Source organism: Devosia insulae DS-56, assembly GCF_000970465.2.
Classification (GTDB): domain Bacteria; phylum Pseudomonadota; class Alphaproteobacteria; order Rhizobiales; family Devosiaceae; genus Devosia_A; species Devosia_A insulae.
This window is the reverse complement of the sequence record NZ_LAJE02000214.1, coordinates 1-12840: the sequence shown is the minus strand read 5'-3', so window position 1 is coordinate 12840 and position 12840 is coordinate 1. Positions and strand designations below refer to the sequence as shown.

Sequence of the window (12840 nt, the reverse complement as noted above, 5' to 3'; positions counted from 1 at the left end):
CCCCTGTCCCCTCCCCCTAAGACTGCCTCGATATTTGTCGAAAGGTCTCCCTCCCCATTCTTAGGGGGAGGGGACAGGGGTGCAGCCCGCTCGGATTCATCGGGTTGACGCGAAGCATCGTCACTGCACGATGGGGCTTGGCTTACGCCCCCCAAATCCCTAGTGTCCGGGCGCTTTCCTTACAGAATTTGAGTCCCGACATGACTGAGAATGCCTCCGCCCAATTTGCCGGCAAGATTGCCGTTGTCACGGGGGCCGCGCAGGGGATCGGCGAGGCGACGGCGCGGCTGTTGGCGCAGCGTGGGGCGGCCGGCGTCGTGCTCGTCGACCGGCAGGCCGAGAAGGGCGAGGCGGTTGCCAAATCGCTGAACGACGCCGGCACCAAAGCCATCTTCGTTCAAGCCGATCTGGCTGACCCGGCGGCGGTGGCCAAAATCGTTCCTGCCGCCGACAAGGCGTTTGGGCGGGTCGACATCCTCGCCAATATCGCCGGCCTCACCGATCGCGGCAGCATTCTCGATACCGATATCGCGCTTTACGACCGGATGTTCGCCATCAATGTGCGGGCGCCGTTCTTCCTGATGCAGGACGCCATCAAGGTGATGCAGCGCGAAAAGATCGAGGGGACGATCGTCAACATCCTGTCGGTCAACGCCTATATCGGCTCGCCCAATCTCGCAGCCTACAGCGCCAGCAAGGGCGCGCTGATGACGCTGACCAAGAACACCGCCAATGCGGTCAACCTGATGCGCATCCGGGTCAACGGCATTATCCTCGGCTGGGCCGATACACCCGGCGAGCATGTGACGCTGAAGACCTTCCACGATGCGGCCGATGATTGGCTGGTGAAAGCCGAGGCGTCGCGGCCGTTCGGCAAGCTGATCAAGCCCGAAGACGTGGCGCGGCTCATCGCCTTCCTCGGCGGCGCCGAATCGGCGCCGATGACCGGGTCGTGCGTCGAGTTCGAGCAGACCGTGGTCGGCGCCGGCGGCGGTGGGCTGGCGACCGGGTATCCGGTGAAGAAGAACTGAGGCTTGGAGCAGGCCCGCCAAAGCTCGGGCATGTGAGGCACGGCTCTCCCGCACCCACCAGGTGTCATCCCAGCGAAAGCTGGGACCCATCCATCGGCTGGCACGGGCTGCGGGTTGGGTCCCAGCTTTCGCTGGGATGACGGCCGGTGAGGAGGAGAGGTAGTGCCCTCCAAGGCCACTGCTTCGCGCCAATGAGAGATGGCACCGAGCCTAGTGTCCTACTTCTCGCCGCGCCGGCTTGCCACAGCCACCGTCAGCGTCATCGCCAGCGCCATGGTCGCTGCCATCGAGCGGAAGCCCTCGAAGTCGGCCTCCACAATCTCCAGCCAGGTGTCGGCGATCGGGGCGATCGGCGAGAAGATCGAATCGGTGATCGATACCACTTTGGCGTGCCGGGCCTTGGCGGCATGCGCGAGGTTCACCGTCTCGCTGGCATAAGGGGTGAAGCTGATGGCCAGCACCGCATCGCGGGGCGAGATGAAGCCGATCTGCTCGGCGCCCAGGCCGGCAATGCCATCGACCAAGAGGTTGCGGATCCCGAGCTTGCCCATGGCGTAGGCCATGTAACTGGTGATCGGGAAGGAGCGGCGGAGGCCGACGAGGTAGATGGTCTCTGCCTTGGCGAGGATCTCGACAGCCGCATCGAGGGTGTCGGGGTCGAGCTTCAGCCGGAGGTCGGCAACCGAGCGCTCGGCCGCATCGGCAAAGCCCTGCAGCAACAGGCCGCTCTTCGATGAGCCGCCATGCTCGCGCAGCTGCTTCAGCCGCTCCTCGTAGCTCGGCACGCGATCGCGCAGCCGAGCCCGGAACACTTCCTGCAGGTCGGAAAAGCCCTGATAGCCGAGTGCCTGGCTGAAGCGCACCAAAGTCGAGGGCTGCACGCCCGAACGCTGCGCCACGCTGGCCGCGGTGCCGAAGGCGATGTCATCAGGGTTGTCGAGGGCGAAGCTCGCCACCTGGGTCAGGCGGCGCGGCAGGGTCGGGGCGCGGGCGGCGATCAGCGCGCGCAGCGCGGGGAAGTCCCGCGGCACGGCATCGTCCAGCTTGATCTCCCCGTCATCCATTCCGGCCTCATAGCGGGTGCCGTCGCAAAGTCCAACAAAAGCACGGCCAAAGTCCATGACCTTCTGCCGGCGCCACCGAGGTTTTCCAATGTTCCTGCTTAGAACGCTGCCGAATTTGGAACACGCCGTGCTTGACGACTGAACTTAGAATGGAATAAACATTCCATCAACAGGGAATGCAGCACTAGACGTTCCATTCAACGAGAACGGAGCTGCAGCTTAGGTCGGGGAGGACCCAAGCACATGGCGGCCATGCTGCTCGAAGCCAGGGGCATATCGAAGTATTTCGGCGCCATCACCGCGCTGCGCGACGTGAACTTTCACGTGGCGCCGGGCGAGGTGCTGGGCGTGGTCGGCGACAATGGCGCCGGCAAATCCACGCTGATGAAGATCCTGTCTGGCCTGTTCACGCCATCGGAGGGCGAACTGATCTTCAGTGGCGCGCCGGTGAAGTTTGGAAGTCCCAAGGACGCGCAGAAACTCGGCATCGAGATGGTCTACCAGGACTTTGCGCTCGCCGGGAACATGCCGATCTACGAGAACATCTATCTCGGCCGCGAGCCCGGCATGAAGTTCGGGCCGCTGACCATCGTCGACCACAAGCGGTCGCGGCAGATGGCCACCGATCACCTCGACCGGCTGCATATCCATGTCAAATCGGTGGAGCAGAACACCGAGGACCTCTCGGGCGGGCAGCGGCAGGCGGTCGCCATCGCCCGCGCCACGGCGTTCGACGCGAAGCTCGTGATCATGGACGAGCCGACCGCGGCGCTGGCCATCAAGGAAGTGGGCAAGGTGCTCGACCTGGTGCGCTCGCTCAAGCAGCACGGGGTGGCGGTGATCATCATCTCGCACCGCATGGACGACATCTTCTACTGCTGCGACCGGGTGATGGCGCTCTACCAGGGCACCAATTTCGCCGAGGCGGAACTCGGCAAAACCTCGCGCAACGAGGTCATCGGCTGGATCATGGGCACCAAGGGTCACACGGCGTCCCTCGCTCATGACAACATGCATTGAGGGGGATCATGCTCCACACGTCCCCCACCTACGGTGTCATTCCCGCGAACGCGGGAACCTCCGTTTGCGATTTTGCCACGGGCACAAAAACAGAGGTCACCGCTCTCGCGGGGATGACCCAGTGGACAACGGGTAGTTCCGTGGGAGCGGCGTCATGAGCGACACTCCCGCCACCAAGTCCGGCTTCTCACTGCGCGGCCCCGGCATGTCGAAATTCCTCGAGGTCTACGGCATCATCCTCGTCGTCGTGATGATGATGCTGGTGCTCGCCGTGATCAAGCCGGAGGTGTTCCTCTCGGCGCAGAACCTCACCAATATCCTCAAACAGAACGCCTCTTTGGCGCTCTTGGCGCTCGGCATGTATGTGGTGATCGTCACCGCCGGCATCGATTTGAGCGTCGGCTCGATCATGGGTCTCTCGATGGTCTGCCTGGCGGTCGCCTCGAAGGCCGGGGTGCCGTGGCCGATCGTGCTGCTGATCGGGCCCGCCATCGGACTGCTGGTCGGCTGGGTGAACGGCGTCGGGCTGACGGTGCTGAAACTGCCGCACCCGTTCATCATGACGCTGGGCACGCTGAACGTGGCGCGTGGCCTCACCTACCTGATCTCCAACGGCGCGCCGATCTCGGGGCTGCAGCCGGAGGTGCGCTATATCGGCCAGGCCTATTTCGGGCTCGGCTTGCCGCCGCCGGCGGGGATCCCGGCGAGCCTGATCCTCGTCGCGGTCTGCGCCATTGGGCTGTGGTTCTTCCTCGAGAAGACCAATATGGGCCGGCACATCTTTGCCATCGGCGGCAATCCGCATGCGGCACGGGTCTCGGGCATCAATGTCGATCAGACCCTCGTGGTGGTCTACATGATCTCGGGCTTCATGGCCGGGCTTTCGGGCCTGCTGCTTGCCGGCCGCACCGATAGCGGCTTTCCCAATGCCGGCATCGGCATCGAACTCGATGCGATCGCCGCGGTGATCATCGGCGGCGCCTCGTTCTTCGGGGGGCGCGGCACGGTGCTCGGGGTGCTGGCGGGCGTGCTGATCATGGGGATCCTCCGCAACGGGCTCAACATCAACAATGTCTCGGCGTTCTGGCAGCAGATCCTGATCGGTCTCGTCATCATCATCGCCGTCTATATCGACGTGCTGCGGCGGCGCGCTGCCGTCCGGAGATAACAGGGATCTGAGCCAGGCCGTGTCTCCCGGCCGGGGCTCGAAGGCAACGGAGACATGATTGGTTCAGGGAGGACCAAAACCCATGAAGAAACTGCTTCTTACGGGCGTTGCGCTGAGTGCGCTGCTCGCCATGGCCGGTTCGGCCAATGCCGCCTATGTGCTGGGCATGAAGGGCCCGGGCGCCGGCAATCCGTTCTGGGCGGCGGTGGAAGCCGGCGCCAAGGCCAAGGCCGCCGAACTCGGCGTCGAAGTGATCGTCGTCGCGCCGCCGGCCGAGTCCGATGTGCAGGCGCAGATCACCCAGATCGAAGACCTGATCGCTCAGAAGGTAGACGGCATCGCATTGGCGCCGACCGACCCGAACGCGCTCGCTCCGGTGGTGGACGCGGCCAAGGCCGCCGGCATCCCGGTGGTGTTCGTCGATACCCGCGGCACCAATGAAGGCGTCACCTTCATCGGCACCAACAACGAAGTGGGCGCCGCGCTCGCTGCCAAGTACCTCTGTGACAATCTCGCGGCCGGTTCGGAAGTGGCGATCCTGCAGGGCCTGATCTCGCAGTCGACCGGGCAGGCGCGCGCCGACGGCTCGAAGAAGGGCCTCACCGATTGCGGCCTCAAGGTCGTCGCTGAGCAGACCGCCGAGTGGGACCGCGCCAAGGGCCTGTCGGTGACCGAGAACATCCTCGCCGGCAACCCCAACATCAAGGGGATCTTCGGCTCGAACGACAATATGGCGCTGGGTGCTTCGGAAGCGGTGAAGGCCGCGGCCCGCACCGACATCACCATTGTCGGGTTCGATGCCAACCCCGATGCGGCGGCGGCGATCCTTGCCGGCGACATGGCGGCAACCATTGCGCAGGCGCCCGCCAACATGGGCGGCTTCGGCATCCAGGCGCTGGTCGACCTGAAGGCCGGCAAGACGCTCGAGGCCTGGATCGACACCGGCACGGTGCTGGTCACCAAGGACAATGCCGCGGACTATAAGTAAGCTCTCCTCCAGAGCGCCTGGCGCCCGGGGTCCGCAAGGGCTTCGGGCGTTTTTCTTGCACGAAGCGAATTGCGAGTAGCGAGTGGGGTCGCGGCGCCAAGCTATTCGCTATTCGCCATTCGCTACTCGCCTCCGAAGGAGACTAAGGAATGACCAGCATCGGCGTCGGCCTGATTGGTACAGGCTATATGGGCAAGTGCCATGCGCTGGCCTGGAATGGGGTGAAGCCGGTGTTCGGCGATGGGCCGAAGCCGCGGTTGGTGCACCTCGCGGAAGTGTCGCCGGAGCTGGCGGCGCGGCGGGCTGAGGAGTTCGGGTTCGAGAAATCCACGTCCGACTGGCGGGCGCTGATCGCCGACCCCGAGGTCGAAGTGGTGTCGGTGACGACGCCCAACGCCTTTCATGCCGAAATGGCGATCGCGGCGCTCGAGGCGGGTAAGCACGTCTGGTGCGAAAAGCCGATGGCCGTGGGGTTTGCCGAGGCGGAACGGATGGTTGCCGCGGCGCGGGCGTCGGGCAAGGTCACGGCGCTCGGCTACAACTACATTCAGAACCCGGTGATCCGGCACATCAGGAAGCTGCTGGGCGAGGGCGCCATCGGCACGGTGAACCACGTGCGCTTCGAGATGGACGAGGACTTCATGGCCGACCCCGAGGCCCTGTTCTACTGGAAGAGCGAGGCCTCGTCCGGCTATGGCGCGCTCGACGATTTCGGCGTCCACCCCTTGAGCCTGATGCAGTTCCTGTTCGGCGGCGTGACAAGGGTGATGGCGCAGTTGTCGATGCCCTACGCCGATCGGCCGAGCCGGGATGGCGGGCGGCGGAAGGTCGAGACCTGGGACATCGCCTCGGTGCTGCTCGAGCTCAGGAACGGCGCCTCCGGGGCGATGGCGCTCGATCGTTCGGCCTGGGGCCGCAAGGGACGGATCGCGGTGCAGATCTTTGGTTCGAACGGCACCATCGCCTATGACCAGGAACGGATGAACGAGTTTCAGCTGTTTCAGGCGAGCGATGCCGCAGCGGAGCAGGGCTTTCGCACCATCCTCACCGCGCCGGTGCATGCACCCTACGACCGGTTCATTCCGGCGCCGGGGCATGGGTTGGGCTTCAACGAATTGAAGATCATCGAGTGCCACGAGCTGCTGAAGGCGATCGGCGGCGACGCCGCGGCGCAGATCGTCGGCTTCGAGCAGGGGCTCGAGATCGAGCGGGCAGTGCACGCGATGGCGCAGTCGCACCGCGAGGGGCGGTGGGTGGCAGTCGACTGACAGAGACGGCCCCCTCCCATCCTCCCCCATAAAAAAGGGGGAGGTGCTCCGCTGGTGTGTTTGGCACAATCGAAGACAGAGCCTCGACTCTTCACCTCCCCCTTTAAGGGGGAGGCCGGGAGGGGGCCGTCTCTATCAGTACAGGGGTAAGTCCCGAGGCCGCAGTCACGGCGGCCCCGGGAGCCTGAGGGCGTGCAGCGGCCTCAGGCGGTGGCGAGGGTCGGGGTGCGGTTGCGGCTTTCGACCCAGTAGATGAACACCGAGGCGGCAACGATCAGCGCCGCGCCCGGCCAGAACCAGACCGACGGCACCTGGCCGAGGATCAACCATCCCAGAAGCCCCGAGAGCGGCACCTTGGTGTCGCCGAAGGGCTGCAGGTAGGTGGCATCGGCGGCCTTGTAGGCATAGGCCATCAGGTACTGTGCAAAGCCGGTAAGGACGCCCAGCAGGAGCAGCAGCCACAGGGCGGTGCCCGAGGGGAGGGCGAAGACGTTGTCTGTCAGCCCAACCGGCAGGAGGCCAGGGGCGCCGATGCCGAGCGCCCAAACGGCGACGAGGATCAGCAGGTGGTTCGGGGTGATGAGCACCAGCAGCGAGATGGTCAGCGTTTCGGGGCTCTCGCCCTTCAGCGTCAGGTACTTGGTGAGGACGTCAGTGGTGGCCCACAGCGCGGCGGCGACGATCGGCACGAGGGCGGTCCAGCCGAGGCTGCCGGCTGTGACGTCCGAGATGATGATGGCGCCGACGAACCCAGCGATTGCCGCGACGAGGCGGGCAGCGGAGGCGCGTTCGCCGAGGAACAGGGTGGAGCCGAGGATGATGAAGAGGGGCCCGGTGGCAAGCAGGGTCACCATCTGCCAGATCGGCACGCCGGAGGCGAAGCCGTAGACGAAGACATGCGCGCCGAGCGCCGAGACGAAGGCGCGGACCTCGTGCGCCAACGGGTGGCTGGTGCGGAGCTTGTCGATGCCGATGCGGAAGATCAGCGGCAGGCTGAGAATGCCGGCGATCAGGTATTGCCAGAACACCATGCCGGTCGAGCTCATGCCGTAGCCGCCATACTCCACTGGAGTGGGCAGCACAGACTGCAGCAGGTTGGAGCCGGCGAAAGCCATCGCCGCAACCAGCATGAAGGTGGCACCGGCGGTGGCGGCAGAAGACTTGGTAGTCGAGGAAACCTGGCTCATCAAACGATCCTTTCCGTAGCCTGTTTCCTCAGGGTTACGGGGAATCGCGATGGGGAATGACGACGCGGAGACCCTCCGAATGAGGGGCCGCGCCGGCAGAGCCAGCGTAAATCCCGTTCTCTTTCATCCGGACTATACCGTCGGCTCCGGAGTTACACCGGATCTGCTGACCCTCCAGATTCCTCTGGAAGCGCTCGCGGGCTTTGGGTTTTCGGCCCATCTACCGCCGGTGGGGAATTGCACCCCGCCCTGAGAACTTGCCGGCCGATCGCTCGGCTGACAGGGGCTCACATAGACCTCACAGGGCGCGGACGCAAGCAGGCACAAGGACGAAACTGGGGGTGGGCGGAGCGACAGCGAACAGCAAACGCCCGATCAGGCTCGTTTCACCTTGCTGCTGCTGCGCAGGCCGATGATCGTGGCGGCGACGACGCCGAGCGCCACGACGCCGATGATGATGGTGGCGAGCGCGTTGACGTCGGGGGAGACGCCGAGCTTGATCTTGCTGAAGATCACCATTGGCAGGGTCGACGAGCCGGGACCGGAGACGAAGCTCGCGATCACCAGGTCGTCGAGCGACAGGGTGAAGCCGAGCAGCCAGCCGGAAACCAGAGCCGGGGCGATGATCGGCAGGGTGATGTCGAAGAACACCCGGAACGGCGTCGCGCCGAGGTCCATCGCTGCTTCTTCGAGGCTCAAGTCGAGGTCGGAGAGGCGGGACTGCACCACCACGGTGATGTAGGCCATGCAGAACGTGGTGTGGGCGATGATGATGGTGACGATGCCGCGACCGGCCGGCCAGCCGAGCACGGATTCCATGCCGACGAACAGCAGCAGCATGGCGAGGCCGGTGATCACGTCCGGCATCACCAGCGGGGCCGACACGGTGCCGGCGAGCACGGTGCGGCCGCGGAAGCGCTTGAAGCGCACCAAAGCCACTGCGCAAAGCGTGCCGAGCACCAGCGCGAAAGTGGCGGAGAAAAACGCGATGCGGAGGCTCAGCCAGGCGGCGCCCAGCATCTGCTCGTCGGCGAACAGCTTGCCATACCACTTGGTCGAAAAGCCCGACCACACCGTCACCAGATCGCTCTCGTTGAACGAGAACACCACCAGGGAGATGATCGGCAAATAGAGGAAGGCGAAGCCGAGGGTTGCCGCGATGGGAAGGAACAAGCCGCGCCGCATCTACTTGCCCTTCTCGACCACGGCATCCTGCGCCTTCTGCAGCAACAGGATGGGAATGACGACGACCACCAGCATGGCGACGGCGACTGCCGCGGCGCGCGGCCAGTTGGTGGCGCCGAAGAACTCGTCCCACAGCACGCGGCCGATCATCAGCGTTTCCGGGCCGCCGAGCAGCGAGGGAATGACGAACTCGCCGATCGCCGGGATGAACACCAGCATGGAGCCCGCGATGATCCCCGGCAGCGACAGCGGCAGGGTGACCGAGAGGAAGGTCTGCCAGGGGCGCGAGCCCAGATCAGCCGAGGCCTCGAGCAGCGAAGTGTCGAGCTTCACCAGCGTGGTGTAGAGCGGCAGGATCATGAAGGGCAGGTAGGTGTAGACGATGCCGACATAGACGGCAAAATTGGTCTGCATCATCACCAGGGGCTCAATGCCGAACACCGCGAGGATCTGGTTGATCACGCCGTTGCCGCGCATGAAACCCGAGAGCGCGTAGACGCGTAAGAGGAACGAGGTCCAGAACGGCAGGATCACCAGCATCAGCAGGATGTTGCGCCATTTGTCCGGGGCGCGGGCGATGGCATAGGCCATCGGGTAGCCGATGAACAGGGTGATCACCGTAGCGATCAGCGCGATGCGGATCGAGCTCAGGTAAGCCGCGACATAGAGCGGATCGGTGAAGAGTTTCAGGTAATTGGACAGGTGCAGCGTCAGCTGCACGGTGCCGCCTTCGGTGGTGAGCAGCGGCGAATAGGGCGGGCGGCCGAACTGCTTGGTGGCGAGCGAGATGCCGAACACCACGAAGAGCGGGACGAGGAAGAACACGGTCAGCCAGATCGCCGGCGCGGCGATCACCAGGGTGCGGCCGGAAATGCCGACGTCACGCAGCCGGCGCTCCAGCCCGCTCCAGGGCCGGAGGCGACGCGGCGGCGGCAACTGGTTGCCGGTGAGGGTCATGGGTGAAGGTCCCCTTCGCGGTTGCACAATGCGCACCGCGTCATCCCCGCGGAAGCGGGGATCTTCGTTTGGCCACGACCACCGCAAACAGAGGTTCCCGCTTTCGCGGGAATGACTCCGTGGGGGTGGCAAAGCTGGAACCTTGTCCCGCTCATACCGTCAGCACCGAGCCGGAGCTGTCGCCCCAGGTGACGTAGACCTGCTCTTCCCAGGTGATGGCGTCGGGATTGCCGCGCGCCGTGTTGGTCTGGCTGACGCGGATGCGTTTGCCGCTGTCGAGCAGCAACTGATAGACGCTCATATCGCCCAGATAGCCGATATCCTCGACCACGCCCTTGGTGACGTTGGCGCCGTTCAGCGTCTCGGGCTTCTCGCGGCTCAGCGCCATCTTCTCGGGGCGGATGGCCCACCAAAGGATCTGGTCGGGAGCGCAGTCGACGCCGTGGCCGACATAGATGTCGCAGCCAAGCTCGGGCGAGCGGATGCGGACATGGTCCGGCTCGTCCTCGGTGACGATGCCCTCGACCATGTTGGCCGAGCCGATGAAGCTGGCGACGAAGCGCGAGTTGGGGAACTCGTAGATGTCGTGCGGTTCGCCGATCATGGCGATCTCGCCCTGGTTCATCACCCCGATACGGGTGGCGAGCGTCATCGCCTCTTCCTGGTCGTGGGTGACGACGATGAAGGTGACGCCGAGCGATTCCTGGATCTTGACCAGTTCGAACTGGGTTTCCTCGCGCAGCTTCTTGTCGAGCGCGCCGAGCGGCTCGTCGAGCAGGAGGAGTTTTGGCCGCTTGGCCAGCGAGCGGGCGAGGGCGACGCGCTGGCGCTGGCCGCCCGACAACTGGTTCGGCTTGCGCTTGCCGTAGTCCTGCAGCTTGACGAGGCTCAGGAGCTCGGCGACGCGATCGCCGATCTCGCTGCGCGGCATGTTATCGCGCTTCAGGCCATAGGCGATGTTCTGCTCGACATTCATATGCGGGAACAGCGCATAGGACTGGAACATCATGTTGACCGGTCGCTGGTAAGGCGGCACGGCGGTCATGTCCTGGCCGTCGATTTCAATGGTGCCGGAGGTCGGCTGCTCGAAGCCGGCCAGCATGCGCAGCAGCGTCGATTTGCCCGAGCCCGAACCGCCGAGCAGGCAGAACAGCTCGGATTTATAGATATCGAGCGACACTTCGTGCACCGCCGAGACGTCGCCGAATTTCTTCGAGACGTTGCGAATGCGCACAAACGGCTTGGCCGACGGATCGCGCCAGGGGCGCGTGTCGATGGCGAGCTGCGGCTTCTTGGCCATGCGGCACCTGATGAGGAAGGGGGCGGTTGTGGGACCGCCCCCTGAAGGAGATTACAGACCGGTTTTGATGCGGGTCCAGGTCCGGGTCAAGACCTCTTCGAACTCAGGCGAGTGCGCCTTCATCACGAAGGCCTTGGCGATGGTCTCGGCCGGCGGATAGATGCCCGGATTCGACTTCACTTCCTCGTTGACGAACTCCAGCGCCGGCAGGTTCGGGTTGGCGTAGAACACGTAATTGGTGATCGCCGCCACGACCTTGGGCTCGAGGATGTAGTTGATGAACTTCAGGGCATTGTCCGGATGCGGCGCATCGATCGGGATGGCGAGGAAGTCGAACAGCGTCGCGGCGCCTTCCTTGGGGATCAAGTACTTGACCTCGTTGCCCTGGGCGGCCTGCGCCGCGGCGTCGGATGCGATGAAGATGTCGCCCGAATAGCCGAGCGCCAGGCAGATTTCGCCGTTGCCCAGATCATCGATGTACTGGCTCGAGTGGAAGTAGCGGATCGACGGCTTGATGCTGGTCAGCAGCGCTTCGGCCTTGGCGAGGTCCTCCTCCTTCTCGGAGTTCGGATCGAGGCCGAGATAGTGCAGCGCAATACCGGTGACTTCCGACGGGCTGTCGAGCACGGCGACGCCGCAATCCTTGAGTTTGGCGACCACCTCCGGCTTGAACAGCAGGTCCCAGCTGTCGATCGGCGCGCCGTCACCGAGCGCCGCCTGCACCTTGGCGACGTTGTAGCCGAGCCCGATGGTGTTGATCATGTAGGGCACGCCATGGGCGTTGTCCGGATCCTGCGAGGCGGCCGTCGCCATCACGGCCGGGTCGAGGTTGCCCAGGTTGGTCAGCTTCGACTTGTCGAGCGGCAGGATCAGGCCGGCCTTGATCTGGCGCTCGAGGAAGTTGCCCGAGGGAACGACGATGTCGTAGCCGGAATTGCCGGCGAGCAGCTTGGCGTCGACGATCTCGTTATTGTCGTAGACGTCGTAGTTCACCTTGATGCCGGTTTCGGCTTCGAAATTGGCGATGGTGTCTTCGGCGATGTAGTCGGACCAGTTGTAGATGTTGACAACATTGTCCTGCGCCAGGGCCGGCGTTGCGACGAGCAGCGCTCCCAGGGCGATGAGCAGCGGTTTGTGCATGGTGGTCTCTCCTTGATCAGTACCGCGGGTGGCCAGCGGTTATTGCCTCATAGTCCGGACGCGTGCGGGCGCCGGTTGACGGATCGTGGGCGCAGGGGCCCGGCGAATAGCGATGTAAGGGTGCGGATTGGCTCGAGTGACGACTATGTCGGGGAGCGGGTGCGCGGGAGGGTAGGCCAAGCAGCGCGGGTGTCGCGCCGGGAGAATTCGGGTTCGCAATGTGCCCGGAGCCGGGCGCCCATCGATCCGGCGGAGGCTCCGGATCAACAATGACGGTAAGCAGTGACGTGACCCCTCGCGACAGGCCTTCCAGCCGGGCTGAAACCTAGTGGGAAATCCGACGTCGGGCAAGGGCTGGCTCTTTTACCCATCTGGTGCCGGATCATTGAACATCCACACAGAATGTCGACGTTAAAGACTGTGCCAGATCTGCCCAGCTTTGCGAGGCGCCATCGCACACAAAAACTTACGCACACGGCTAACATGTTACGTATACATCTTGCACACTCGTCAACTCATCGACGTCATACAT

The 12840-nt window shown here is 64.4% G+C and carries 11 protein-coding genes and 1 riboswitch; of the genes, 5 read left to right on the top strand and 6 right to left on the bottom strand.

The features are described from left to right. Positions 1-200: 200 nt before the first annotated feature. A complete protein-coding gene (locus VW23_RS15360; protein WP_069910425.1) occupies positions 201-1031 on the top strand; it encodes an SDR family oxidoreductase in 831 nt (276 codons plus the stop codon). Positions 1032-1249: 218 nt separating this feature from the next. On the opposite strand, the gene VW23_RS15355 is transcribed toward VW23_RS15360, so the two are convergent. Next, the gene (locus VW23_RS15355) at positions 1250-2095 is read right to left on the bottom strand and encodes a MurR/RpiR family transcriptional regulator (RefSeq protein WP_141728350.1); all 846 of its coding nucleotides are present in this window, start codon (positions 2093-2095) and stop codon (positions 1250-1252) included. Between the two features lie 243 nt (positions 2096-2338). Here VW23_RS15355 and VW23_RS15350 point away from each other — a divergent pair, with 243 nt between their 5' ends. The 4 genes from VW23_RS15350 to VW23_RS15335 all read left to right on the top strand — a co-directional run bounded on the left by VW23_RS15350 (position 2339) and on the right by VW23_RS15335 (position 6539). Then, positions 2339-3115, top strand: coding sequence for an ATP-binding cassette domain-containing protein (locus tag VW23_RS15350; protein ID WP_069910424.1), 777 nt, complete (start codon positions 2339-2341; stop codon positions 3113-3115). A gap of 154 nt (positions 3116-3269) precedes the next feature. Beyond that, positions 3270-4283 carry an ABC transporter permease gene (locus VW23_RS15345; RefSeq protein WP_069910423.1) on the top strand — a complete coding sequence of 338 codons (1014 nt, stop codon included), beginning with the start codon at positions 3270-3272 and terminating at the stop codon, positions 4281-4283. Positions 4284-4365: 82 nt separating this feature from the next. Beyond that, the gene (locus VW23_RS15340; protein ID WP_055993770.1) at positions 4366-5271 is read left to right on the top strand and encodes a sugar ABC transporter substrate-binding protein; all 906 of its coding nucleotides are present in this window, start codon (positions 4366-4368) and stop codon (positions 5269-5271) included. A 149-nt stretch (positions 5272-5420) separates the two neighbouring features. Beyond that, positions 5421-6539: a Gfo/Idh/MocA family protein gene (locus VW23_RS15335; RefSeq protein WP_069910422.1), complete on the top strand. Its 1119-nt coding sequence runs from the start codon at positions 5421-5423 to the stop codon at positions 6537-6539. 203 nt (positions 6540-6742) lie between these two features. Here VW23_RS15335 and VW23_RS15330 read toward each other — a convergent pair whose 3' ends face one another. From VW23_RS15330 to VW23_RS15310, 5 genes are all read right to left on the bottom strand, one after another. Continuing rightward, on the bottom strand, positions 6743-7726 hold the full coding sequence (locus VW23_RS15330; protein ID WP_069910421.1) for a DMT family transporter: 984 nt from the start codon (positions 7724-7726) through the stop codon (positions 6743-6745). Between the two features lie 111 nt (positions 7727-7837). Beyond that, positions 7838-7987: riboswitch (FMN riboswitch) on the bottom strand. 114 nt (positions 7988-8101) lie between these two features. Beyond that, on the bottom strand, positions 8102-8911 hold the full coding sequence (locus VW23_RS15325) for an ABC transporter permease subunit (RefSeq protein WP_069910420.1): 810 nt from the start codon (positions 8909-8911) through the stop codon (positions 8102-8104). Continuing rightward, positions 8912-9868 (bottom strand): ABC transporter permease subunit, encoded by a 957-nt coding sequence (locus tag VW23_RS15320; protein WP_069910419.1) that lies wholly within the window; start codon positions 9866-9868, stop codon positions 8912-8914. 151 nt (positions 9869-10019) lie between these two features. Further along, the gene (locus tag VW23_RS15315) at positions 10020-11168 is read right to left on the bottom strand and encodes an ABC transporter ATP-binding protein (protein WP_069910418.1); all 1149 of its coding nucleotides are present in this window, start codon (positions 11166-11168) and stop codon (positions 10020-10022) included. A gap of 51 nt (positions 11169-11219) precedes the next feature. Then, the gene (locus VW23_RS15310; protein WP_069910417.1) at positions 11220-12308 is read right to left on the bottom strand and encodes a polyamine ABC transporter substrate-binding protein; all 1089 of its coding nucleotides are present in this window, start codon (positions 12306-12308) and stop codon (positions 11220-11222) included. Between the last annotated feature and the right edge of the window lie 532 nt (positions 12309-12840).